The following is a 23,910-nucleotide window of genomic DNA, read 5'->3' as shown; positions in this document are numbered from 1 at the left end:
CGGCTGCCGGCCGGACCTCAGCCCGCCCTGACCGCCGTCACGGTGAAGGTGTCCCCGCAGACGACCGGCTCCGACGTGCTGAGCGTCATGGCGTCCCGCGAACCGGGCGGATAGATCTTCAGCAGGCTGGGCCGGGCCCAGCAGGAGTCGCCCTTGATGCCCTTGTTGAGCGTGTGCAGCGTGACCACGGCGGTCGCGCCGGGCGCCAGCCGTACGGCGCCGGTCCGGCCGCCCTCGCGGGTCGCGGGCTCGCCGATCATGGCGCCGTCGCCCGCCAGCAGGGAGACGCCCGGGTAACCGTTCAGCGTGCAGGCGGCCGGCCCCTTGTTGACGAGGACCAGGTCGTAGCGGATGTTGCCCGCGCCCACGTCGGGGCGGCCCAGCCGCAGGCCCATGTTCTCCGCCGTGCAGCGGGCCGCCGCCGCGGACTTCTCGCCGACGGCGCCCGGCCGGTCGGTGGCGGTGGTGGCGCCGGCGGTGGCCGTCTCGGACGGCGCGGGGGCGGGCGGCGCGGCACTCGGCCTTCCGGATGGTGCCCCGTTGCCGCTCGTCGTGGCGGTGGCGGCGGGAGCAGTGGTCGTGGCGTCGGTGGCGGCCGGTGGGGCCTCGCCGGATCCGCCGCTCCCGCCCCCGCTGCCGCCACTGCCGCATGCGGCCAGGGCGACCGTCAGCAGCGTCGCCGCCACCGTGACGCGGCCCGTGCGCCGTGCCGGGCCGCGCCGGCCTGTCCCGGCCGAGCCCGGGGACCGCGTCTTGGAGGTCTGGTCACGATCGGACATTCGTTCCACCTGCCCATCGGTGTCGCCGGGAAGACCTGTCCCGTGTTTCCGACGTACGTATACCCCCGATCACGGGTGGTGCTGCCACGGACGGTGGCGCCCGGAAGGGGTCGGGCCCGACCACGCGTTCCTCCTGGGCGGAACTCCCGTGGTGGTGTGAGACTGCTGGGTAGGAGGTGACCACCGATGACGCGTGGAAGCCCCGGCCCCGGCTCGGGAGCCGCACCCGGCGTCGGTCCCGGCTCCCCCGCCGGTCCAGGTCCCGTCCCCACGCCGGCGACCGCCCCCGGCCTCGGGGAACAGATGCTCGGAGAGCTGCTCAGCAAGGTGCACACCGCCGCTCCAATGGAGCTGCCCGCGCTGGTGGACCGGTGCGCGGCCATGATCGGGGTCCAGCGGGTCGTCATCTACCTGGTCGACCTCCAGCAGCGGCATCTGATGCCGCTGACGCCCGGGCTGCCTCCCGTGCTCGTCAGCTCCCCCGGGGCGGGGCTGACGTACCGGACGCTCGACCTGCGGATCGAGGAGGCGCCCGGCGGCGGGCTCGTCGCCTGGCTGCCCCTCGTGGACGGGGCGGAGCGCCTCGGCATCCTGGAGGCGGCCATGGAGTCGGTCGATCCGGCGCGGCTGCGGCGCTGCCGCATGATGGCGTCCGCGCTCTCCATGGCGATCACCTCCAAGCGCGCGTACAGCGACAGTTTCGCCCGCCGCACCCGTACCGAGTCCATGGACCTGCCCGCGGAGCTGCTGCGCTCGCTGCTGCCGCCCCGCACCATCGGCAGCGACCGGGCCGTCTCGACCGCGGTGCTCGAACCGGCGTACCACATCGGCGGTGACGCCTTCGACCACGCCCTGACCCGGTCCACCCTGCATGCCGCGCTCTTCGACGCGATGGGGCACAACCTGGCCTCCGGCCTGACCACCACGGTGGCCGTGGCCGGCTGCCGCAACGCCCGGCGCTCGGGCGCGGACCTGCCACACCTCGTCGGCATCATCGACGAGGCGCTCGGAGCGTGGCTGCCGGACCAGTACTGCACCGGCGTCGTCGCGCAGCTCGACCTGGCGAGCGGTGCCTTCCGCTGGTGCAACTGCGGCCACCCGGCTCCGCTGCTGATCCGGCGCCGGCAGGTGCTGCACGGCGCGCTGGAGCGGCCCGCGCAGCCGCCGATGGGCATGCCCGCCCAGCTCGTCCACGCGCCCCGGACGGCGTACGAGACCACGCTGCAACCTGGTGACCGGGTGCTGTTCTACACGGACGGGGTGACCGAGGCCCGGCTGGAGGGCGGTGAGGAGTTCGGGGTCGAACGGTTCACGGACTCCATCATCCGGGCGGCGGCCGCGGGCGAACTGGCACCCGAGGCGCTGCGCCGGATCATCCACGCGGTCCTGGACCGGCAGCGCGACCGGCTGCGTGACGATGCCACGCTCCTGTTCATCGAGTGGCGCCCGCCCCGTCCGTGACGCCCGCCCCGCCCGTGACGTCGTCCCCGGTCGGCGCGGTCCGTGGCCGGCCGGACGGCGACCACGGTACGAGCAGCAGCCCGAGGGTGATCCAGACATAGGCGTTGGCGCCGAGGAAGGCGACCGCGTCCGTGGTCGGCCGGTGCCAGAGCCAGACGACGCTGCTGCACAGCAGGACGTACAGCCCGGCGCAGATCATCAGCGGCGCGCGGCTGACGGCCCGGGCGCGCAGCGCCGTGTCCGCGAGCACCAGCAGGGCGGGCAGCACCCAGACCAGGTGATGGACCCAGGTCACCGGGGAGACCAGGCAGGCGGCGAGGCCGGTCAGCGCGAAGCCGGTGCGGTCGTCACCGTCACGGACGGCCGCGCGGGCCCGGTAGGCCCACAGTCCGAGGACGGCGACGGCGCAGACCAGCCACACCGCCCGGCTCGGCTGGTCCGGCTGGAGCCGGGCGAGAACGCCTTGCAGCGACTGGTTGGAGACATAGCCGAGCGCACCGATCCGGTCCGTGTGCCACAGCGCGTCGGTCCAGAACACCCGGGAGGCGCCGAGGTCGACCACGGCGGCGAGCAGGGTGGCCGCCACGGCCGTGGCCCCGGCCCGTCCCGCCTGACGGGTGCGGCCGGTGACGAGCAGATAACCGATGAAGAGCGCGGGCGTGAGCTTGACGGCGGTCGCCAGGCCGATGCCGATGCCCGCGTACCGGCCGCGGCCGGTGGCCAGCAGCCGGGCGTCCGCGAAGACGAGCGCGACCAGCAGGAGATTGACCTGTCCGAAGCTGAAGGTGTCACGGACCGGTTCGAAGAGGGCGAACAGGCAGCCGGCCACCGTGAACCCGAACCAGCGCCGTCCGCCCGCACGGCGCACGACCGGACCGGCCAGCCAGCGCAGGAGCAGTACGGAGGCCGCGATGCTCAGGCCGAGGCTGATCGCGACGGCGACGGGCCAGGAGACCAGGGCCATCGGCAGCATGGCCACCGCGGCGAACGGCGGGTAGGTGAAGCCGTAGTGGGTGCCGGGTTTGAGGTAGTCGTAGATCCGCCCTCCGTGGTGGACCCAGTCGTCGACGGTGCCGTAGTAGACGGCGACGTCGAAGAAGTCGCGGTGCAGGGGGACGGTGGCGAGGAAGACGGCACTCGCCACGACAAGAGCGCACGCGACGGCGACCCGGCCGGCGGGGGCCGCGAGGATACGGGCAGCGGCGCGGCGCGGGCCGCTCGTACCGCGGTCCGCGCGCGGACGGCTCGTGCGCCCGTCCGGGTGCGGGCGACTCGTGCGCCGGCCCGGGCGCGGACGGCTCGTACCGTGGTCCGGGTGCGGGCGGCTCATGCGCCCGTCCCGGCACGGGCGACTCGTGCGCCGGCCCGGGCGCGGGCCGAGAGAGCACCCTGGCCCGACATCTGGAACATCCACCACAGCGCCAACAGCGCGAGCGCGCCACCGCCCGCCGCGAGGGTCAGTTGCGCCGCGTCGGGCGGGGATCCGCTCGGCAGCAGGCCCAGGGCGAGGACGCCGCTGCCCACCGCCGCCCAGCGCCGGACCCGGCCCTCGGGCGCGGCGGCGGCGATCAGGAACAGGCCCCACAGCGCGTACCACGGTCGGAAGGCCGGTCCCAGCACGAAGAGCGCGAGCAGGCCGAGGGCCAGTGCGTACACCGGGCCGATACGCGCCCGGCGCCGCCAGAGCACCACCACGATCACGGCCGTGGCCGCGAGGCCGAGCCGGCGCCAGGCGGGCAGGGCCAGATCGCTCAGCCCCTCGCCGCCGACGGCGGCCAGCACGGTCCCGGTCAGCCGGCCGAGTCCGCTGGTGAGGGACCAGTTGCCGTCGGAGACGGGGGTGGTGAGCGTGGTGAGCCAGCCGTAGCCGGTCCCGGTCATGGCGGTCACCACGGCGGTGGTCGCCAGCGCGACAAGGCCGGTCAGCGCGATGGCCCGCGGCGTACGGGCGGCTCCCGCCAGGCGGAGCGCCCACAGCGCGGCGACCACCGGCAGGGCGAGCGCGGCCGGCGCCTTCACCAGCGCGGCGCACGTGACGAGCACGGCCGCGGCCACCGGCAGGCCGCCGTACGCCGTGACCAGCCCGGCGCCGAGCAGGCCCAGCATGAGGGCGTCGTTGTGGGCGCCCGCCACCAGGTGCAGCAGCACCAGGGGGTTGAGCGCGCCGAGCCAGAGCGCGGCCGGACGGGCGACGCCGCACCGGTCGGCGAGCGGCGGCAGAAAGGCGATCATCAGTCCCACGCCGAGCAGCGCGACCAGCCGCATGCCCAGCAGCGCGACGGTCAGATCGGTGTGGGCGAGGCCCGCCGCCCTCGCCGCGAGGGCGACGAACAGCGGACCGTACGGCGCCGGGGTGTGCTGCCAGACGGGTGCCACCTCGGTGGCGAGCGGGCCGCCGAGGCGCGCGGGCCCGTGGGCGTAGACGTCGATCCGCGCGTCGGCCATCGCCCCTTGCGCCAGATAGCTGTAGACGTCCCGGCTGAACAGGGGCGGCCCGAGCACCAGCGGCGCGGCCCACAACGCGAGCGTCACCAGCAGCTCGCGCGGGACCGGCGGACGCGGGCCGCGCACCGACCGGCCGAGCCACCACCAGGCGGCGACCAGCAGCACCAGCCCGAAGTAGGCCCCCAGCACCCCGAGCGCGGCCCGGCCCGACGAGGGCAGCAGGGCGTCCCGTACCGGCAGCGCGCCCGCGGTGAGCCCTCCCGCCGTGAGCGCGACGGAGCCCACGAGGCCCAGCACCCGGCACCGACGGGGCGTCACCTCGGCGTTCAAGGCCAGGGCCAGGGCCCGTCGCCCTGACCGCCCCGGGCTCGCGGAACCCGCCACGGTGTCCCGCCGCGTCGTCGCCGGGCGCGGACGGTCCGCGTGGGCTCCCTGCACCGTGCGCTGCTCCCTCGGCCCCGCGAGCCGGGAGGCGTCGTCCCGCCCTCGGCCCCGCTCCCTGATCCGGCCTGATCCCGGCGGGCAGGCCCTTGCACCCGGAGAGGCTTCCAGCGAGGGATGACCAGGAGGCGACACCGACATCACGGCCCGGTGGCCACCGCTCTGCCATCGGCCGACGCCACCACGGACGCATACGCCCCCTCCCGCGCGTCCATAGGGACGTTCCGCACGTACCGGACGCGTCCGCGCCGGGTATGCAAGCGGGGGACGGCGGCCGCCGCGCGCGGGGCTGTGGTCACCCGTTCACGCGCACCCGGCCCCCGGCGAGGAGGAGACGATGGCCCCGGCGACCCCGGTGTCCGAAGGTGGCGTCCCGATCGGGCGAGGGACCTGAGATGCCGTCGGAGGGTACGGACCGGACGGACGGTACGGGGAAAACGCTCGTCGCGGGCATCGGCAACGTCTTCCTCGGCGACGACGGGTTCGGGGTGGAGACGGTCCGCCTGCTGGCCGGCCGGGCGCTGCCGCCGGACGTCGAGCTGATGGACGCGGGCATCCGCGGGGTCCACCTCGCCTACCGGCTGCTCGACGGCTGGCGCCGACTCGTACTGGTGGACACGGTCGACCGCGGCGCGGCCCCGGGCACCGTCCATCTGATCGAGGCCGGTCTGGACGGTACGGAGCCGACGGCGGCCGGTGAACCGGCCCGGGTGGACGGGCACGGCATGGATCCGGCGGCCGTGCTGCGGCTGCTCCGCGACCTGCACGCGGGCGTGGGCGGGACCCTTCCCGAGCAGATTCTGGTGGTGGGCTGCCAGCCGCTCACCTTCGCGGAGGGCATCGGGCTGAGCCCGCCGGTGGCCGCTGCCGTGGGCCCCGCCGCCGACCTGGTCCTCGACCTCGTGACCCGGCCGCCGGGAACGGCCGGCGGCCCTCGGCCGCGCACCGGGGTGGCGCCCACCACGGGGTGAGTCCGGCCCGGGGCGGTGAGCCCGGGGCGGTGAGCCCGGGGCCGCGGGGGCCCGGGGCCCGTCCGGCCGCGGGCCCGCGCCGCCCGTTCCGCCGTCAGGCGGGTCCGGCGGCCGACGGCCCCTCGGGCAGCGACCGTACGGCGGGGACGACACCGCGCCCGGACCCGCCGTTCGCGTTCAGCTGGATGTAGCGCTCCAGGAACTGGTGCAGCGTGGTGTGCAGTTCGCCCAGCCGGACGAACCACAGAGCCAGGCTCGTCACCCCGGCCGGGGTGATCTCGTACACCCGGCGGGCGGGCCCGGAGGCCGAGGCCCGCCACCGGGAGGAGATCCGGCCGTCCTTCTCCAGGCCGCGCAGCAGCCGGTATACGTGGGCCGACTCGGCCTCGGCCCAGCCGAAGGCGCCCAGTCGCTGGGTCAGCTCGTACCCGTGCCCCGGCCGTTCGGCGAGGAGGAGCAGGATGACCGGGTGCATGAGCGCCCGTCGTTCGGTGTCGTGCGTCGGCATGGCGGCGATCTCCTGACAGGGACCGGGGGTACCGGGCGACGGTGCGGCCCCCGCCCGGCTCACGCTAACCAGCCGGTACGGACGGCGCCCGCCGGACACGTCGGCGCCCGTGCCGCGCGGGCTGGTGCCCCTCCCGACAAGGTTCGCCCCGTCGCGGCACTGGACCTCGGCGGCCGACGAGGCGGGCGGCGCGCACGGGCACGGCCGTGGCCGCCCGGGCGGCGGAGCCCGTCGACGGGGTGGCCATGGGCGAGGCGCGCGGCCGTACTCACCATGACGGCCGCCGCCGGGTGAGTGATCTCGCGGCGCCGCGCCCCGCCACGACGCATGGCCGCCGACAGCGGGCTGGCCTACCGCGAACCCGGCCGTCGCCGGGGCGGTCGCCGTTGCCGGAGCCTCGGGATCGCGCCGTCCGGGCCGACGGACGGCCGGACCGCTCGGATGCGGCGGGCCCGGCGGGCGGTGACGATCGGGACATTCCCGAGGAGGCCTCCCATGTGCCGAGTGGTCGATCTGCGTCAGGCCGTCCTGGCCACGAACGACAGCAGTGCCCGACAACTGCGCGAACACCTCGCCGCCCGCGGCACGGTGGAGGTGAACCTGCTCTCCAGTCCCGGCAGCGGCAAGACCGCGCTGCTGGAGCTGCTGCTCGCGCGCGCCGTCGCCGCCGGCACGGCCGTCGCCGCGGTGACCGCCGATCTGGCCACCGAGAACGACGCGCGGCGCCTGGCGCGCGCCGGGGCGCCCGTGAAACAGGTGCTCACCGACGGGCTGTGCCATCTGGAGGCCGGGATGCTGCGCGGACACCTGGACGGCTGGCTCCCGCCCGGCACCCGCGTGCTGTTCGTGGAGAACGTCGGCAACCTGGTGTGCCCCGCCTCGTACGACCTCGGCGAGAGTCTGCGGATCGTGCTGGGGTCGGTGACCGAGGGCGAGGACAAGCCGCTGAAGTACCCCACGGCGTTCGGACTCGCCCATCTCGTCGTCGTCACCAAGACCGATATCGCCGACGCGGTCGAGTTCGACGCGCCGGCCTTCCACCGCAACGTCCAGCGGGTGAATCCGGGCGTGCCGGTGCTGTCGGTATCGGCCAGGACCGGCGCGGGCGTGGACGAGCTGCTGGACTACGTCCTGGCCCGCGCGGAGGGCGCGCCGGTGCACCGCCCGGTGCTGGCCCACCGCTACCGGAACGCACCGCACTCCCACCAGGACACCGGCGACGAGCACCCGCACACCCACGACGGTCCCGGGCACCACCCCTCCGAAGGAGGGCCGGGTCCCTCCGCCCGCCCGGCGCCCGCCGGGCGCGACGGCGCGGCTCGCACGTCATGAGCGCGCCCGTCACCGGCACCTCCGCCCCGGCCGCGCCCGCCGCCGGCCAGGTGCGCCGCCGGGCCGTCGTGCGCGGCGTGGTGCAGGGCGTCGGCTTCCGCCCGTTCGTCCATGCGCTCGCCGGGGAGCTGGGACTGGCCGGCTGGGTCACCAACACCGCCGACGGCGTCGAGACGGAGGTGGAGGGAGGGGAGGCGGCCGTGGCGGAGTTCTGCGCCCGGCTGGCCGCCGACGCGCCCCCGCTCGCCGTGGTGGAGTCCGTACGTCACCAGGCCGTGCCCGCCACCGGGGGCGGCGGATTCGCCATCCGGCCCTCCTCCGGCGGCGCGGGGCACACGCTCGTCTCTCCCGACACGGCGACCTGCGACGCGTGCCTGGCGGAGCTGGCGGACCCGGCCGACCGCCGCCACCGGCACCCCTTCATCAGCTGTACACACTGCGGCCCCCGGTTCACGGTGGTCACCGGACTCCCCTACGACCGGGCACGCACGACCATGGCGGGCTTCCCGCTCTGCGCGGACTGCGCCCGCGAGTACGAGGACCCCGCCGACCGGCGCTTCCACGCCCAGCCGGTGGCGTGTCACGCCTGCGGCCCGGTCCTGGCCCTGGTAACCGACGCGGCGGCGGCCGGGGACCGGCTGTCGGGCGAGGAGGCGCTGGCCGGGGCCCGGCGGCTGCTGGCGGAGGGCGCCGTCGTCGCCGTGAAGGGGCTCGGCGGCTACCACCTCGCCTGTGACGCCTCGAACGCCGCCGTCGTGACCGCGCTGCGCCGGCGCAAGGACCGGGGCGGGAAGCCCTTCGCGGTGATGGCCGGTTCGATGGCGACGGTGGAGCGGCTCGCACGGGTGGGCGCCGAGGAGCGCGCGCTGCTGCTGGGCCGGCGCCGACCCGTCGTCCTGCTGCGGCGGCGGCCGGGAGCCGCTTCGCTCGTGGCCGACGAGGTCGCGCCCGGCAGCCCCGATCTCGGGGTGCTGATGCCGTACACACCCCTGCACCACCTGCTGTTGGGCCTGCCCGGGGACCCGCCGGGCCCGGCCGTGCTCGTCATGACGAGCGGAAATCGCTCGGGTGAGCCGATCGTCACCGACGACGCGGAGGCGCTCGTCCGGCTGGCCGGGCTCGCGGACGCCTGGCTGACCCACGACCGGCCGGTGCGGGTGCCGTGCGACGACTCCGTGGTGCGGATCTCGGCGGGCCGGGAGCTGCCCGTACGCCGCTCGCGCGGGTACGCGCCGCTGCCGCTCCCCCTGCCGCTGTCCGTGGCCCCGGTACTCGCGGTGGGCGGGGACCTGAAGAACGTCTTCTGCCTGGCGGAGGGCCGCCGCGCGTGGCTGTCCGCGCACGTCGGGGACATGGACGACCTCGCCACGCGCACGGCCTTCGAGTCCGCCGTCGGTCATCTCTCGGCGCTGACGTCGGTCACGCCCGAGGTGCTCGTCGCCGACCGGCATCCCGGCTACCGCTCGGCTCGCTGGGCGCGGGAGCGGGCCGGGGGCCGTCCCGTACGGCGGGTGCAGCACCACCACGCGCATGTTGCCGCCGCCATGGCCGAGCACGGGCTGGACGGTTCGGCCCCGGTGATCGGCGTGGCCTTCGACGGCACGGGGTACGGCGACGACGGCGCGGTGTGGGGCGGCGAGGTGCTGCTCGCGGACTATGACGGCTTCCGGCGGTTCGCGCACCTGGCCTACGTCCCGCTGCCGGGCGGTGACGCGGCCGTACGCCGGCCGTACCGGATGGCGCTGTCCCAGCTGTGGGCGGCGGGCCTGCCCTGGGCCGGGGAGCTGCCGTGCGTCGCCGTGTGCCGGCCGGGCGAACTGCGGCTGCTGGAGCGTCAGCTCGAACGGAACGTGGCGTGCGTGCCCACCTCCAGCATGGGGCGGCTGTTCGACGCCGTGGCCTCGCTCGTGGGGATCCGCCACCACGTGGAGTACGAGGCTGAGGCGGCGATGGAGCTGGAGAACGCGGCGCTGGCCGCCGGGGGGCTGCCCGGCCGCGGTGCCTACCGGTTCGGCCTGCCGACGGGTCCGCCGGGCGAGGGCCGTCCGCTGCCGGTGAGTCCGGGGCCGGTGCTGGCCGCGGCGGTCGCCGATCTGCGGTCGGGCGTGGACGCGGGGACGGTGGCGGCGCGCTTCCACGGCGCCGTGGTCTCCCTGGTGCGCGAGGTGTGCCTGAGGGCCCGGGACCGTACGGGACTCGGGACGGTCGCGCTGAGCGGCGGGGTGTTCCTCAACACCCTGCTGGCCGAGGGCTGTACGCGGTTCCTGGAGGAGGACGGGTTCACCGTGCTGCGCCACCGCGAGGTGCCACCGGGCGACGGCGGGCTGGCGCTCGGCCAGGTGATGGTGGCGGCGCGCACCACGTCCGTCCGGCCGGCCGGCCAGGACCGGGAGAGCCGATAGAACCGACGGAACCCATCAGACCCGCCGGATCGACCGGACCGACCGGACCGAACCGTGGCGGGACCGGGTGGCGGCCGGCCGGACCGGCCGAGACGAGGAGGAACAGGAGCGATGTGCCTTGCTGTGCCCGGCAGAGTGCTGGACATCGGGGAGCGGGACGGGACCCGGATGGCGCGGGTCGACTTCGGCGGCGTCGTCAAGGACGTCTGCCTGGAGTACGTGCCGGACATGGAGGTGGGTGACTACGCGATCGTGCATGTCGGCTTCGCCCTGCAACGGCTGGACGAGGCGTCCGCGCGCCGGACGCTGGAGCTGTTCCGGAGCCTGGGCGTGCTGGAGGAGGAATTCGGGGACGCGTGGGGGCGCGCGGCGCGCGAGGCGGGCACCGGCCGCCCGACGACCGCCCCCTTCCCCGACCCTCCGCTCCACGGCGCGGCGACAGCCGCGGTCGAGGTGACGGAGCCGGAGCCGGTCGCCGTGAGCGAGGAGAACGGACGATGAGGTATCTCGAAGAGTTCAGCGACCCGGAACTGGCCGACCGCCTTTTCGCGGACATCCGGGCCACCGTCACCCGTCCCTGGGCGCTGATGGAGGTGTGCGGGGGCCAGACCCACTCGATCATCCGCCACGGCATCGACCAGTTGCTCCCCGACGGTGTCGAGCTGATCCACGGCCCCGGCTGCCCGGTCTGCGTCACCCCTCTCGAGACCATCGACAAGGCACTGGAGATCGCGTCCCGCCCGGATGTGATCTTCTGTTCCTTCGGCGACATGCTGCGGGTGCCGGGCAGCGGCAAGGACCTCTTCACGGTCAAGAGCGAGGGGGCCGATGTCCGGGTGGTGTACTCCCCCCTCGACGCCCTCGGCATCGCCCGCCAGCACCCGGACCGCCAGGTGGTGTTCTTCGGGGTGGGTTTCGAGACCACCGCCCCGCCCAACGCGATGACGGTGTACCAGGCCAGAACGCTCGGCATCGAGAACTTCAGCCTGCTGGTGTCCCACGTACGGGTGCCGCCCGCGATCGACGCCATCATGAACTCCCCGGTGTGCCGGGTGCAGGCGTTCCTGGCCGCCGGTCACGTCTGTACGGTCATGGGGCTCGACGAGTACCCTGAACTCGCCGCCCGGCACCGGGTGCCCATCGTGGTCACCGGCTTCGAGCCGCTGGACATCCTGGAGGGCATCCGGCGTACCGTACGGCAGTTGGAGGCCGGCGAGCACCGGGTGGAGAACGCCTACCCGAGGGCCGTGCGGCAGGACGGAAGTCCGGCCGCGAAGGCGATGCTCAGCGATGTCTTCGAGGTCACGGACCGCACCTGGCGCGGGATCGGCACGATTCCGGCGAGCGGCTGGCGGCTCTCGGCGAAGTACCGCGCGTACGACGCGGAACACCGCTTCGCCGTCACGGACATCCGGACCGAGGAGCCGGCGGAGTGCCGGAGCGGCGAGGTCCTCCAGGGGCTGATCAAGCCGAACGAGTGCGAGGCGTTCGGTACCCGGTGCACCCCGCGCAACCCGCTCGGCGCGACGATGGTCTCCAGTGAGGGCGCGTGCGCCGCGTACTTCCTGTACCGCTGGCTCGCCGAACCGGGTCCGGCCACGGCGAGAGGCGCCACCGGCACGGCGACCGGGACCGCCGGATCCGCGACCGGGGCCGCGAACGAGAGGGCCGAGGAGGTGACCTCCGTTGGCTGAGACGACCGCGATCCGTACGGTGGACGGCGCCGCGGCGCGGGTTCGGGCGCCGGCCGCCACCGTCACCGACGCCGCCTCCTGGACCTGTCCCGTCCCGCTGCGGGACCACCGGACGGTCGTCATGGGGCACGGCGGCGGCGGTCAGCTCTCCGCCGAGCTGGTGCGTCATCTCTTCGCCCCCGCCTACGGCAACGACGTGCTGGCGCAGCTCGGCGACTCGGCGACCGTCACCCTGGGCGGAACGCGGCTGGCGTTCTCCACCGACTCCTACGTCGTGCGCCCGCTGTTCTTCCCCGGCGGCTCCATCGGCGACCTCGCGGTCAACGGAACGGTGAACGATCTGGCCATGGCGGGCGCCACCGCCGCGTTCCTGTCGTGCGCCTTCATCCTGGAGGAGGGCGTGGAACTGGCCACGGTAGGGCGGGTGGCCGCCTCCCTCGGCGCCGCCGCCAGGGCGGCGGGCGTGGTGGTCGCCACCGGTGACACCAAGGTGGTGGACACCGGTCACGGGGACGGCGTCTTCATCAACACGGCGGGCATCGGGCTGGTCCGGGACGGGGTGGACATCCGCCCGGAGCGGGCGGCCCCCGGCGACGTCGTCATCGTGAGCGGTCCTCTCGGGGAGCACGGTGTCGCCGTCCTGAGCGTGCGCGAGGGTCTGGAGTTCGGCGGGGAGGTGCGGAGCGACACCGCGCCGCTCGGCTCCCTCGTCCAGGCGATGCTGGACGCCTGCCCGGACGTGCACGCGCTGCGCGACCCGACCCGGGGCGGCCTGGCGACCTCTCTGAACGAGATCGCGTCGGCAGCCGGGGTGGGCATCAGTCTCCGGGAACGGTCGCTGCCGGTGCCGGACGCGGTCGCGGGCGCCTGCGCGTTCCTCGGCCTCGATCCGCTCTACGTCGCCAACGAGGGCAAGCTGGTGGCGTTCGTACCGGCGGCGCGAGCCGACGCGGTGCTCGCGGCGATGCGCGCGCACCCCCTGGGCGCGGGGGCCGTGGCGATCGGTACGTGCGTGGCCGAGCACCCCGGAACGGTGGTGGCGCGGACGGGCCTGGGCGGCACGCGGGTGGTGGACGTGCCGGTCGGCGAGCAGTTGCCGCGCATCTGCTGAGAGCCCTGGCCGGTGGTCCGCCGGACGGGCTGTACCGACCGGTGCGCGGGCGGCCTCCGAACCGGGGCCGCCCCGCCACCGCTCCGGTTCGCCGACGCTCGGGTGCTCGGCGCTCAGGTGCTCAGGTGCTCAGTGCTCGGGTGCTCACGTCAGAACTCCTCGTGCGTCTCCGGAGCGCCCCCGATCCGGCCCCGCGCCACCCCGGCGACCCGGGCCATCTCCTCCTCGGTCAGCACGAAGCCGAAGATGTCCAGGTTCTCCCGCTGCCGGCCGGGGTGTCCCGACTTCGGGATGGGCACGCAGCCGAGCTGGGTGTGCCAGCGCAGAACGGCCTGGGCCGGGGTGACGCCGTGGGCCTCGGCGACCGCCCCGATCTCCGGGGCCTTCAGCAGTTCGGTCCCGCGGCCGAGCGGGCTCCAGCTCTCCGTGCGGACGCCCTTCGCGGCGTGGGAGACCCGCGCCTCCTCCTGGGGGAAGGCCGGGTGCAGCTCGATCTGGTTGACCGAGGGCAGCACTCCGGTCTCCGCCTCGAGGCGGTCGATGTGCTCCGCGGTGAAGTTGGAGACGCCGATGGAACGGACCAGTCCCTCGTCCCGGAGCTTGATCATCGCCCTCCAGGAGTCGACGTACTTGTCCACCCGCGGCAGCGGCCAGTGGATCAGGTAGAGATCCACGTAGTCCAGCCCGAGCCGCGACCGTGACTCCTCGAAGGACGCCAGCGTCTCCTCGTACCCGTGGTGACGGCCCGGCAGCTTGGTGGTGACGACGATCTCCTCGCGCGGCACACCGCTGCGGGCGACACCGCGTCCGGTGCCGGTCTCGTTGCGGTAGTTCGCCGCCGAGTCGATCAGCCGGTAGCCGAGCTCCAGGGCGCCCGCGACGGCCTCCTCGGCCTGCGAGTCGTCGAGCGGGTAGGTGCCGAGCCCGATCGCGGGCAAGGTGCTGCCGTCGTTGAGCGTGTGCAGCGGGATGCTGGTCACGGTGTCTCCCTCTCTTCGTCGGCTGTCCGGTCCGACCAGCCTAGTGCCGCGCCCCGGCCCCGGAGGGAGGCGGACCGTCGCCGGGGAGGCTCCGGTCCGCCGAGCCTCACCGCGGTGGCAGGACGCCGGTGCGGGCCACGTCCGCGTACCAGCGGGCGCTGGACTTGAGGACGCGGTCCTGGGTCGGGTAGTCCACGTAGACCGCGCCGAAGCGGCGGCTGTAGCCGTAACCCCACTCGAAGTTGTCCAGCAGCGACCACAGGAAGTAGCCGCGGACGTCCACGCCCGCCGCGACGGCGCGGTGCACGGCGGCGAGGTGGTCCCGGAGGTAGGCGATCCGCCGCGGGTCGTGGACCTCGCCCTCGGAGTTCACCGTGTCGTCGAAGGCCGCGCCGTTCTCGGTGATCACCAAGGGCAGGTCGGGGTGGTCGTCCCGGACCCGCGTCAGCAGTTCGTACAGACCGTCGGCGTCGATGCTCCAGCCCATCGCGGTGCGTTCGCCGGGCGTCTGGTGGAAGGCGACGTGGTCCGCCCCGGGCCAGGGGCTGTGGTCGCTGGCGCCGTGGCCGTCGGAGCCGTGCTGCGCCGGGCCGTCATGGTGGGCGACCAGCGTGGGCGAGTAGTAGTTGATGCCGAGGAAGTCCAGTGGCTGGTGGATCAGCTCGAGGTCACCGTCCCGTACGAGCGAGGACCAGTCGACGATCCGCGCGGTGTCCTCGAGGACGTCGGCGGGGTACGCGCCGCCGAGCATGGGTCCGGTGAAGACGCGGTTCGCCAGGCCGTCGATGGCACGGACGGCGTCCCGGTCCGCCGCGCCGGCGGTCAACGGCCGTACGTGGTGCAGATTGAGCGTCACCGACACCTGGGTCCCGGTCGGCAGCGCGGCGCGCAGCGCCTGTACGGCGAGCCCATGGCCGAGGTTGAGGTGGTGGACGGCGCGCAGCGCGTCGGCGGGATCGGTGCGGCCGGGGGCGTGCACTCCAGAGCCGTACCCGAGGAAGGCGCTGCACCACGGCTCGTTGAGGGTCGTCCAGGTCCGCACGCGGTCGCCGAGGGCTTCGGCGACGAGGGCCGCGTACTCGGCGAACCGGTACGCGGTCTCGCGCGCGGGCCAGCCCCCGGCGTCCTCCAGATGCTGGGGCAGGTCCCAGTGGTAGAGGGTGGCGACCGGCTGGATGCCCTTCTCCAGCAGCCCGTCGGCCAGCCGCCGGTAGAAGTCGAGCCCGCTCTGCGAGACCTGCCCGCTGCCGGTGGGCCGGACCCGGGGCCAGGACACCGAGAAACGGTAGGCGCCGACCCCCAGCGAGGACATGATGTCGATGTCCTCGCGCCAGCGGTGGTAGTGGTCGGTGGCGACGTCACCGGTGTCACCGCCCAGCACCTTGCCCGGCGTACGGGAGTAGACGTCCCAGATGGAGGGGGTACGGCCGTCCTCGTGCACGGCTCCCTCGATCTGGTACGCGGCGGTCGCCGTGCCCCAGAGGAAGTCCGGCGGAAAGCGGAGGGAGGTCGCGGGCGAGTCGTCCAGGGCGGGGCCGGTGCTGGTCTCTGAGATGGCCACGGAGGTCCTTCCGGAGTGGGCGGTCGGTACGAGGGGAACGGTCGGTGCGAGAGGGCACGGTGGGTGCCGGGGCGGGGGGACGGTGGCTGGGAGTCGGTGGACGGTGTCCGGGAGCCGAGGGAAGGGGGAAGACAGTCTGGGAGCGCTCCCAATAGGCTGTCCACGACTTTCCGCAAGAGGCACGGCCCGTGTCAAGAGCAGAGGCCGGATCGAGCGGTGTCCGCCGGCCCGGCCGCCTCGGCACCCGGGCCCGACGTGCCCGTACCCCGCCGGCCACGCACAATCTCCTGGTGGACGCGGTGCGGACCCCAGGAACGACAGGCAGGAGACGTCATGAGCAGCCGCAACCGGCCGGGCCGGCCACCGACTCTGGAAGCCGTCGCCCAGCGCGCGGGCGTGGGCAGGGGGACGGTCTCACGGGTCGTCAACGGCGCGCCGGGCGTCAGCGCGAAGGCCAGGGCCGCGGTGGAGGCGGCGGTCGCCGAACTCAACTACGTACCGAATCCGGCCGCCCGGTCCCTGGTCACCAGCCGGACCGACAGCATCGCGCTGGTCATCCCCGAGTCGGAGAGCCGGCTGGCCTCGGAACCGTACTTCTCCGCCGTGATCCGCGGGGTGAGCACGGAACTGGCCGAGACCGACATGCAGTTGCTGCTGATCCTCGTGCGCGACGAGCGCGAGCTGCGCCGGCTGACCCGTTTCGTTGGGGCGCACCGGGTCGACGGTGTGCTGCTGGTGTCGGTGCGCCAGGACGATCCGCTGCCCGCGCTCCTGGAGGAGCTGCGGATACCGACCGTCCTGGCGGGCCGGCGCACCCCGGTCGAGCCGCTGAGCCATGTCCACGCCGACAACCTGGGCGGCGCGGCCGGTGCCGTACGGCATCTGCTCGCCCGGGGGCGCACCGCCATCGCGACCATCACCGGGCCGCTCGACATGGACGTCGGCCACAGCCGGCTCCAGGGATGGCGCGACGCCCACGTCGAGCGACTGGTCCGGCCGGACGAGTCGCTGGTCGCCACGGCCGACTTCACCGAGGAGGGCGGCCGGGCCGCCATGCGTGACCTGCTCGGACGCCGCCCGGACCTCGACGCGGTGTTCGCCGCGTCCGACGTGATGGCCGCGGGCGCGCTGACGGAACTGCGCGAGCACGGGCGGCGGGTGCCCGAGGACGTGGCGGTCATCGGCTTCGACGACTCGATCGTCGCGCGGCACACGGTGCCGCCCCTGACGAGTGTCGGCCAGCCCAGCGAGGACATCGGGCGCACCATCACCCGGCTGCTGCTGGACGAGATCAAGGACCCCGCCCTGCCGCGCCGCCATCTGACGCTGCCGACCACGCTCACCTGCCGGGAGACCACCTGAGCGGCGGCCCCCGGCGCGCGCGGTCGGGTCACGCGGGTGTCGGCGTCCAGAAGCAGAAGGGGTGACCGGCCGGGTCGAGGCAGACCCGCACGTCGTCCTGGGGCTGGACGTCGTGGAGGACCGCGCCCAGTTCCACCGCGTACGCGACGGCCGTGTCCAGCTCCGCCACCTCGATGTCGAGGTGGATCATCATCTGCTGGGTGTCCGGCCCCGACGGCCAGACGGGCCGTGCGTACGCGGGTTCCGACTGGAACGCGAGCCCGGCACCGCCGTCCGGCGGGGTGAGCTTCACCCAGTCCGGCTCTTCCTGGGTCACCGTCCAGCCGAGGAGCCGACGGTAGAAGCGGGCCAACTCGGCCGCGTCCGGGGCGTCGAGCACCGCGCCGGTCAGCGTCATCCTCGGTCGGTCGGTCATCCGTCCCTCACCTCTCCGGCCGTCGCCCGGTCTTCCGGCGCTCCACGTGGCCGTCCCTCTGGCATGCCGTCCACTCTCATGGGTCGGGTGCGAACGTGTCCACCCCCGTCGGTTCGACGGACTCTGTCGAGAACGCGGAGGTGGGGATCGCCGGCCTGGCCCCCTCGACACCGGCCGGAGCTTCCTCGGCCGCCGCGCGCCGCCGGCGGGGACGACGGCCCGGGCACCCGCGCCGGCCCGCGCCCGGGTCGTCTCCAGGCCCGGACCCGAGCGGCCGCCGAGGACGCGGACGAGCCGACCGATGAGGTCGGTCCCCGCCCATTGCCCCCGTTGAACGAGTGTCGAATGCCCCGACGGAACGCCCGGCACGACGCGCCCACGATCGGGTGAGCGATACGGACCGAATGGGGACCAAGTGCTAGGCAGGAGAGCTCATGCCCGTTCCGCAGCTCTGGAGTCCCCATGTTCCTCGACGCCGTCCTCACCCAGGACCAGACATCACGTCGTTCCCGCCCTGTGGTCCCGGAGATTCCCGAACAGTCGGCCGAGGACGGCGGAAGCGAGCGGGGCGGCCGGGTGGAGGAGCGCGACCTCACCTTCGACGGCTTTCGCTACACGTGCCGCGTCGCGGACGCGGGCTGCCCGGTGACCGAACCGGTTCTGCTGCTGGGCGGCTCCTCCCAGGATCGCCATTCGTGGGTACGGCACGAGAAGTGGCTGAGGCCGAAGGCCCAGGTGATCACGGTGGACCTGCCCGGTTACGGGACCGCCGACTTCCTGCCCGCCCACTACGGGGTCGACTTCCTCGCCGCGGTCGTCGCGCACCTCCTCCGGGAGCTCGCTGTGGAGCGGGTCAATCTGGTCGCCGCCTGCTACGGCGGCGCCGTGGGGATGCGCTTCGCCCAGCACTACCCGGCGTCGCTCGCGCGGCTGATGCTGGTCGGCATGACCACGCGGATCCCCGCGGACTACGCGGCGGCCATGGAACGCTGGGCCGTCATGATCGAGCGCGGTGAGACCGAGACCATCGCCCGCGAGCTGGCGGACCGCTTCATGTCGCCGCCCGGCACCGGACCGGTGCGCAAGCACGCGGCGGTCTCCCGCCTCGTCTACCGGCAGATCGCCGGGCAGAACCCCGACCAGCTGCGGAAGTCGGCGGAGCACAACACCCGGCTGATGCGCCACGAGTGGTACCGGCCCGAGCCCGTGCCCGCCGTACCGAGCCTGGTGGTCACCGGCGAGTACGACACGCTGTGTACGCCCGAGATGGGCCGCGAGGTGGCCTCGGCGCTGCCGGAGGCCCGCTTCACGACCATCGCGGAGACCGACCATCTGGCGCCGGTGGAACGCGTGGAGGACTTCGCCGACCTCATGGCGCGCTTCTGCACCGACGGGTCGCTGGACGAACTGCCCTACTGCGCGAGGCCGGAGTCCCTGGGGACGGCCGTCACCGCCGTTGCGGGCGAGGGCGGGCGCAGGGCGCGCTGAGCGAGCGGGCCGGCCCTCGCGCGGGATAGGGGGCCGGGCCGGCGCCTCGTCCCGCGCTGCCGCGCACCACCGGGCGCGGCCGGCACGGCGGCCGCACGCTCCGGGGCCACCGAGCCCGGGACGACCGTCAGTGACGGGGCGGGGCGTCGGCTCGGGCGGGGACGCCGAAGCGCACGGGCACGCCGGGTGAGTACAGCACGCTCATGGGCTCCCCGGCCGGCGCCCGCGGCCCCGGGCAGGTGCCGGCGCTCAACGCGGGCTGCGCCGGCTCCGGTAGGCCGCGACGCTGGCCCGGTGTGCGCAGGTTCGGGTGCAGTACTGCTTCGAGCCGTTGCGCGAGAGGTCCACGAAAGTGGCCCGGCAGGTCGGCCCGGCACATACGCCGAGACGAGCGGGACCGAGCGTGGCGATCACGGATGCCAGTGCGCTGAGCGTAGTCGCGGCAAGGTGCGCCGAGCAGCGGTCGGTGTCGGAGGTCACCTCTGTCCACCAGCGGTCGTCCTCGTGGCGCAGTACCGGGGTGGCGCGGCTGCGACGCAGACCGTCGTTGATCAGAGCCGCTGCTTCGACCGCGTCCGCGTTCGCCCGTTCTAGCACCGCACGCACCGTCTCGCGCAACGCGCGGACTTCCGCCAGGTCGGCGCGGGTGAGATGCCGCGGACCGGCCCCTTGGTTCGCGGCCGGACTCGGAGGCTCAGCCGCGGGATGGTCGTCAAGGAAGTCCCGGAGCTGCTCCACGGTCTCGAGCGCGTCCTCTCCCTTGATCGGCCTCAAGGTGTTGGCCAGGTCGACGGCCGTCTGGACCGCCCATGGGCTGTAATACGCGTCCTGCATTTGACGTATCTCCTCACTGCTCCATAATGTTACACGCAAAGGAGCTTTCGCATGTCACAACGTACCCGGCAGGGGACGACGCCGCAGACGATCCCGTCTGGAGGGGCCCCGGCACCGGAGCGAACCAACGCCCCGGGCGGGCGTCGGCTGGGGCTGACTTTGGGGATGCTGGTGCTGCCGATGTACGTGGCACTGGGAGCGCCGTCGGTGGCCCTGCCGGCCATCGGCCGCGCACTCGCGGTGCCGTTCGGGGCCACCGCATGGATTCTCGCCGCGTGGTCGCTGACCTCCGCGCTCGCGATGCCGGTCGCGGGTCGGCTGCTGGTCCGCTGGAGCCCCTTCCAGGTCCTCGTCGCCGGGGTCGTGGCGCTCGCCGCGGGCTCCGCGCTCGCCGGAGCCGGGCCGACACTGTCCGTCGTGATCGTCGGCCGACTGATCGGCGGCGCCGGGGCGGGCGCGACCGTGATCGCCGTCTTTGCCGCGGCCACCGCCCTTCCCGGGCGGCAACGGATCCGCGCCCTGGGAATCATCGCGGCCGCCAGCGCGACGGCGTCGGGGTGCGGGACACTGTTGGGCGGGGCGGTGACCGCATGGCTCGGGTGGCGTGCCGTGCTCGCGATCCCGGTCCTCGCGCTGCCCCTCCTGCCGGCCGCGTTGCCGAGCAGGCGCGCGCTGACGCGGAGCGGTAGCGGCGAGCGAAACGGCTCGACCGGGCGACTCGATATCGTCGGCGCGGCCGTGCTGTCGGTACTCGCCGGCTCCTTGATCACGTTGCTGCAGGCACACTCGGTCGGCCTGCCCGCTCCGGTCACGCTCGTCGTGGCTGCCGCCGGGGCGCTCGCCGCCGTGGGACTGTGGTGGCGCGTGCGAAGCACGCCCGACGGGTTCGTGCCTCGGCGGGTGATCGCGTCCCGCGGCTTCCTGGCGGCCGGGCTCATCGGCGGGACCGTCTTCGCCGGCTACTACGGGGTGCTGTTCCGCGCCCCGTCCCTGATCGAGCGGGCCACGGGCGGTGGCCCCCTGGAAGCCGGCGTGCTCTTGGTCCCGGCCGCCGCCTGCTCGGTGCTGGCCGGGCGGCTGGTCGGCACCTTGACCGACCGGTTCGCCGGCTGGCAGGTGTCGGCCGGGCTTGCGGCACTCACCGTCGTCGGCGTGCTCGTGGTCGCGGTCTTCACCGGGCCGATCCCGATCGTCGTCGGCACGGCGTTGACCGTGTGCGGGTTCGCCGGCGCCCAAGCCGTACTGGTGAGCCTCGCGCCGGACCTGGTCGCCGCGGACGACCGCGACACCGCACAGGGCCTGCTCAACTTCATGAACGCCCTGGGTGGCGGGATCGGTCCGGCCGCTGTCGCGGGTCTGTCCGGCATCGTGCCGGTGCCGGTGGCTCTCGCCGTGCTCGCGGCACTGCCCCTGGCCGGACTCGTCCTCAGCCTGACCCGGCGCCCTGCCGCCGACCGCCGCCCCGAACCCGACACCACCCGAGGGAGCCCGCGATGACGGTCCACTGCATCTGATCCGATAACGCCTTGACCAGTAAGGAGCCTTGCCATGTCCGCCGAGCCATTCGAGATCAGCGTCACCGAAGCCGAGATCGCGGACCTGCGTGAACGATTGCGACGGACACGGTGGCCCGAGCGCGAGCCGGTGGACGACTGGTCACAGGGTTTGCCGCTGGCGTATGCGCAGGAGCTTTGCCGCAGCTGGGCCGAGGACTACGACTTCGGGTTCGCCGAGCGGCTGAACGTGTTCCCGCAGTACCGCGACACGATCGACGGGCTGGGCATCCACTTCCTGCACGTCCGCTCGCCGGAGCCGGACGCGTTCCCGCTCGTGCTCACGCACGGGTGGCCGGGTTCGGTGCTCGAATTCCTGGAGGTCCTCGGCCCGCTGACCGACCCGCGCGCACACGGTGGTGACCGGGCGGACGCCTTCCACGTGGTCGCGCCGTCATTGCCCGGGTACGGCTGGAGTGACAAGCCGTCGACGACCGGGTGGGGCATCACTCGCACCGCGCGCGCCTGGGACACGTTGATGGTCTCGCTGGGTTACGAACGGTACGGCGCGCAGGGCGGTGACTGGGGTTCGGCGGTGTCCGCGGTGCTGGGCGAGGTGGCGCCCGAGCGGGTCGCCGGCGTGCACCTGAACCTGGGATCGGTGGCGGCGGGCACGTTCGACGACCCGACGCCCGCGGAGCTGGCGAATCTCGAGGCCGAGAAGGAGATGCAGCGCACCGGCCGGGGGTACTCGGCGATCCAGGCGACCCGGCCGCAGACGCTCGGCTACGGTCTCACCGACTCCCCGGCGGGACAGGCCGCCTGGATCGCCGAGAAGTTCTGGGCGTGGACGGACAACGACGGCCATCCCGAGGACGCGTTGTCGCGGCAGACGATCCTCGACGAGATCTCGGTCTATTGGTTCACCGCGTCGGCCACGTCGTCGGCGCGCCTGTACTGGGAGAGCTTCGCCAACTTCCGGGACAAGGTGACCGCGCCATCCGGGCTGTCGGTCTACCCGCGCGACATATCCCGCCCGTCGAGGCGGGAGGCCGAGCTGCGGTTCACCGACCTGCGCTGGTTCGAGGAGCTGCCGCATGGTGGCCACTTCGCCGCGCTGGAGCAGCCGGAGTCGCTGGTCAAGCAGGTGCGCGGATTCTTCCGCCTGTTCCGCTGACTGTCCGTGCCACCCCCTGGGAAGCCCGCGCCCAGGGGATGGTCCTGGCGAACAGCCACTGGTTCGGCCAGATGGAACAGATCCAACGGCCCGGCACTCACGGCGCTGACGGAGGTACGAGGCCGGGCAGGCCGCGGCGCAACTCCCCGTCGTCCACGCGCACGGCCTGTACGACATCGAGTGCGACACCTCGTCGCTCACCCCGCGCGCGTGTGCCGAGCGAATCGCGCGGCACCTCGCGCGGAGGACCGGAAGCAGTGCCTTCGACCGTCTGCGCGCCGCTCACGGACCGGACCTGCCTCGCCCCGGTGCGGGCTCCGCCTGATGGCCCCGCCGGGGAGCGGCGTCACCGGCCGGGATCGTAGCTCAGGTCCCGCGCCATGAGCGACGCGGGCACCAGCCGCAACCACGTCGTTCCTCGCCGCCGAGGGTCGTCGTACAGGTAGCGGACGAACCGCGGGTCCCAGCGGGATTCGTCGGGCCCCAGGTAGCGAGCCAACTTGCGCCTTCCTCGTGGTATGTCGAAGGGGACGAGTTCGGCTGACCCGCGAGCGATGACCTGCCGGACATGGCCGGCAGGGACGTCGCACACGTCGACCACGAGGGACACCCGCGGGTCGGCCCGGACGCGGTCGTGCAGCCCTGCCCATGGCCCGGTCAGGATCCAGAAGGCCCCCTCTTCCCACAGGAACCAGACCGGGCGCACGGTCGGGCCGTTCGTCGCGATGCGCGCGGTGAGCGGAGCGCTGAGGAAGGAGTCGATGTCGAAGTCCGGATTCGGCACACGCTCATGGTCCTCCCCTCGACGACCGCTGCCCACCGCCTTTGGTCCTACGACGCCCGGTTCCGGCGCGACGCGTCAGCCGCTCTCGTGGAGTGGCAGGGGCACCGCCGTGGCAAAGGCGCCGTCGTGGTGCACCAGCGCGTGGCCGTCGCCGTGGCCACCGCCCGTGTCGACCTCGCCGACCACCAGGAAGTGGTCGCCGACGCGCTGGCGCAGTGTCACCCGGGCGGTCAGCCAGGCCGGTACCCCGTTCAGGACGGGCAGTCCGTCGTGGCTCTCCGTCCACGCGACCCCGTCGAAGCGGTCGATGCCGCTGCGCGCGAACTGCCGTGCGATCGTGGCGTGTTCCGCCCCCAGAACATGGACGGCGAACCGGTCCGCGGCGCTCACGGCGCGCGCCGTGGAGGCCGTCGCGGCGAGGTAGAAGGAGACCAGCGCGGGTTCGAGGGAGACGGAGGTGAACGAGGTCGCGGTGAAACCGGCCGGGCCCGGGACTGTGATCACGGTGACTCCGGCCGCGTGCCGTCGCAGGGTGCGGCGCAGTATGTCTGCTCCGCCGGGGGTGACGGTGCTGGGGCGTTCGGTGGACACGGTCATGCCGCTTCCCTTCGTTCGAGTGGTCATGTCTGTTCCGCCGAGATCGGTGGGCCGTGGCCGCCGGGGACCGGGCCC

At 73.9% G+C, this 23,910-nt stretch carries 21 protein-coding genes and 1 pseudogene; 12 read left to right on the top strand and 10 right to left on the bottom strand.

Going from position 1 to position 23,910, the window contains the following annotated elements; genetic code table 11:
• Positions 1 to 17: 17 nt before the first annotated feature.
• Positions 18 to 779 (bottom strand): DUF4232 domain-containing protein, encoded by a 762-nt coding sequence (locus tag IG02_RS0106310; protein ID WP_078854250.1) that lies wholly within the window; start codon positions 777 to 779, stop codon positions 18 to 20.
• A gap of 303 nt (positions 780 to 1,082) precedes the next feature.
• Between IG02_RS0106310 and IG02_RS0106305 the strand changes: the two genes are divergently transcribed.
• Complete coding sequence (locus IG02_RS0106305) at positions 1,083 to 2,240, top strand: PP2C family protein-serine/threonine phosphatase (RefSeq protein ID WP_030742831.1); 1,158 nt, start codon at positions 1,083 to 1,085, stop codon at positions 2,238 to 2,240.
• On the opposite strand, the gene IG02_RS0106300 is transcribed toward IG02_RS0106305, so the two are convergent.
• Together IG02_RS0106300 and mptB are read right to left on the bottom strand one after the other, a co-directional pair.
• Positions 2,212 to 3,384: a glycosyltransferase 87 family protein gene (locus tag IG02_RS0106300; protein ID WP_234314624.1), complete on the bottom strand. Its 1,173-nt coding sequence runs from the start codon at positions 3,382 to 3,384 to the stop codon at positions 2,212 to 2,214. The two genes, IG02_RS0106305 and IG02_RS0106300, sit on opposite strands and share 29 nt — an antisense overlap.
• Positions 3,385 to 3,566: 182 nt before the next feature.
• Positions 3,567 to 5,003: a polyprenol phosphomannose-dependent alpha 1,6 mannosyltransferase MptB gene (mptB, locus tag IG02_RS0106295; RefSeq protein WP_234314623.1), complete on the bottom strand. Its 1,437-nt coding sequence runs from the start codon at positions 5,001 to 5,003 to the stop codon at positions 3,567 to 3,569.
• A gap of 518 nt (positions 5,004 to 5,521) precedes the next feature.
• Between mptB and IG02_RS0106290 the strand changes: the two genes are divergently transcribed.
• Positions 5,522 to 6,097, top strand: coding sequence for a hydrogenase maturation protease (locus IG02_RS0106290; protein WP_051764552.1), 576 nt, complete (start codon positions 5,522 to 5,524; stop codon positions 6,095 to 6,097).
• 94 nt (positions 6,098 to 6,191) lie between these two features.
• Here IG02_RS0106290 and IG02_RS0106285 read toward each other — a convergent pair whose 3' ends face one another.
• Positions 6,192 to 6,605, bottom strand: a complete 414-nt coding sequence (locus tag IG02_RS0106285) for a helix-turn-helix transcriptional regulator (RefSeq protein ID WP_051764550.1) — start codon at positions 6,603 to 6,605, stop codon at positions 6,192 to 6,194.
• 495 nt (positions 6,606 to 7,100) lie between these two features.
• Here IG02_RS0106285 and hypB point away from each other — a divergent pair, with 495 nt between their 5' ends.
• The 5 genes from hypB (at position 7,101) to hypE (ending at position 13,144) form a co-directional block, all read left to right on the top strand.
• A complete protein-coding gene (gene hypB, locus IG02_RS0106280; protein WP_078854248.1) occupies positions 7,101 to 7,937 on the top strand; it encodes a hydrogenase nickel incorporation protein HypB in 837 nt (278 codons plus the stop codon).
• Positions 7,934 to 10,339: a carbamoyltransferase HypF gene (gene hypF, locus IG02_RS0106275; RefSeq protein WP_030742818.1), complete on the top strand. Its 2,406-nt coding sequence runs from the start codon at positions 7,934 to 7,936 to the stop codon at positions 10,337 to 10,339. The genes hypB and hypF overlap by 4 nt, the downstream gene beginning before the upstream one ends.
• A 111-nt stretch (positions 10,340 to 10,450) precedes the next feature.
• On the top strand, positions 10,451 to 10,840 hold the full coding sequence (locus IG02_RS38835) for a HypC/HybG/HupF family hydrogenase formation chaperone (RefSeq protein ID WP_078854247.1): 390 nt from the start codon (positions 10,451 to 10,453) through the stop codon (positions 10,838 to 10,840).
• A complete protein-coding gene (gene hypD / locus IG02_RS0106265; protein ID WP_030742814.1) occupies positions 10,837 to 12,033 on the top strand; it encodes a hydrogenase formation protein HypD in 1,197 nt (398 codons plus the stop codon). Before IG02_RS38835 ends, hypD begins: the two co-directional genes overlap by 4 nt.
• A 121-nt stretch (positions 12,034 to 12,154) precedes the next feature.
• On the top strand, positions 12,155 to 13,144 hold the full coding sequence (hypE, locus tag IG02_RS0106260) for a hydrogenase expression/formation protein HypE (RefSeq protein ID WP_078854264.1): 990 nt from the start codon (positions 12,155 to 12,157) through the stop codon (positions 13,142 to 13,144).
• Between the two features lie 149 nt (positions 13,145 to 13,293).
• Here the strand turns inward: hypE and IG02_RS0106255 are convergent, their stop codons facing one another.
• Positions 13,294 to 14,124: an aldo/keto reductase gene (locus IG02_RS0106255; protein ID WP_030742807.1), complete on the bottom strand. Its 831-nt coding sequence runs from the start codon at positions 14,122 to 14,124 to the stop codon at positions 13,294 to 13,296.
• A gap of 106 nt (positions 14,125 to 14,230) precedes the next feature.
• Positions 14,231 to 15,679 carry a GH1 family beta-glucosidase gene (locus tag IG02_RS0106250; RefSeq protein ID WP_420707728.1) on the bottom strand — a complete coding sequence of 483 codons (1,449 nt, stop codon included), beginning with the start codon at positions 15,677 to 15,679 and terminating at the stop codon, positions 14,231 to 14,233.
• Positions 15,680 to 16,018: 339 nt separating this feature from the next.
• On the opposite strand from IG02_RS0106250, the gene IG02_RS0106245 reads away from it, so the two are divergent.
• Positions 16,019 to 17,047 carry a LacI family DNA-binding transcriptional regulator gene (locus IG02_RS0106245; RefSeq protein WP_030742801.1) on the top strand — a complete coding sequence of 343 codons (1,029 nt, stop codon included), beginning with the start codon at positions 16,019 to 16,021 and terminating at the stop codon, positions 17,045 to 17,047.
• 28 nt (positions 17,048 to 17,075) lie between these two features.
• Here the strand turns inward: IG02_RS0106245 and IG02_RS0106240 are convergent, their stop codons facing one another.
• Positions 17,076 to 17,462, bottom strand: a complete 387-nt coding sequence (locus IG02_RS0106240) for a VOC family protein (protein WP_030742798.1) — start codon at positions 17,460 to 17,462, stop codon at positions 17,076 to 17,078.
• Positions 17,463 to 17,924: 462 nt separating this feature from the next.
• On the opposite strand from IG02_RS0106240, the gene IG02_RS0106235 reads away from it, so the two are divergent.
• The gene (locus tag IG02_RS0106235) at positions 17,925 to 18,950 is read left to right on the top strand and encodes an alpha/beta fold hydrolase (RefSeq protein ID WP_078854246.1); all 1,026 of its coding nucleotides are present in this window, start codon (positions 17,925 to 17,927) and stop codon (positions 18,948 to 18,950) included.
• Positions 18,951 to 19,199: 249 nt separating this feature from the next.
• Here the strand turns inward: IG02_RS0106235 and IG02_RS0106230 are convergent, their stop codons facing one another.
• The gene (locus IG02_RS0106230) at positions 19,200 to 19,784 is read right to left on the bottom strand and encodes a CGNR zinc finger domain-containing protein (RefSeq protein WP_030742790.1); all 585 of its coding nucleotides are present in this window, start codon (positions 19,782 to 19,784) and stop codon (positions 19,200 to 19,202) included.
• A gap of 51 nt (positions 19,785 to 19,835) precedes the next feature.
• On the opposite strand from IG02_RS0106230, the gene IG02_RS0106225 reads away from it, so the two are divergent.
• The 3 genes and pseudogenes from IG02_RS0106225 to IG02_RS38830 form a co-directional block, all read left to right on the top strand.
• Entirely contained in the window at positions 19,836 to 21,281 is a 1,446-nt protein-coding gene (locus IG02_RS0106225; protein WP_030742781.1) for an MFS transporter, read from the top strand.
• 51 nt (positions 21,282 to 21,332) lie between these two features.
• Positions 21,333 to 22,454, top strand: a complete 1,122-nt coding sequence (locus IG02_RS0106220) for an epoxide hydrolase family protein (RefSeq protein WP_030742779.1) — start codon at positions 21,333 to 21,335, stop codon at positions 22,452 to 22,454.
• A 130-nt stretch (positions 22,455 to 22,584) separates the two neighbouring features.
• Positions 22,585 to 22,779, top strand: a pseudogene (locus IG02_RS38830) (phosphotransferase-like protein); the annotation flags it as partial.
• A gap of 21 nt (positions 22,780 to 22,800) precedes the next feature.
• Here the strand turns inward: IG02_RS38830 and IG02_RS0106215 are convergent.
• Together IG02_RS0106215 and IG02_RS0106210 are read right to left on the bottom strand one after the other, a co-directional pair.
• Positions 22,801 to 23,238: a pyridoxamine 5'-phosphate oxidase family protein gene (locus IG02_RS0106215; RefSeq protein ID WP_030742777.1), complete on the bottom strand. Its 438-nt coding sequence runs from the start codon at positions 23,236 to 23,238 to the stop codon at positions 22,801 to 22,803.
• Between the two features lie 75 nt (positions 23,239 to 23,313).
• Positions 23,314 to 23,862 (bottom strand): flavin reductase family protein, encoded by a 549-nt coding sequence (locus tag IG02_RS0106210; RefSeq protein WP_030742772.1) that lies wholly within the window; start codon positions 23,860 to 23,862, stop codon positions 23,314 to 23,316.
• Positions 23,863 to 23,910: the final 48 nt, after the last annotated feature.

It is taken from the genome of Streptomyces sp. NRRL F-5135, from assembly GCF_000719775.1.
Taxonomy (GTDB): Bacteria; Actinomycetota; Actinomycetes; order Streptomycetales; family Streptomycetaceae; genus Streptomyces; species Streptomyces hebeiensis.
The sequence above is the reverse complement of the archived record's forward strand: the minus strand, read 5'-3'. Positions and strand labels throughout refer to the sequence as shown.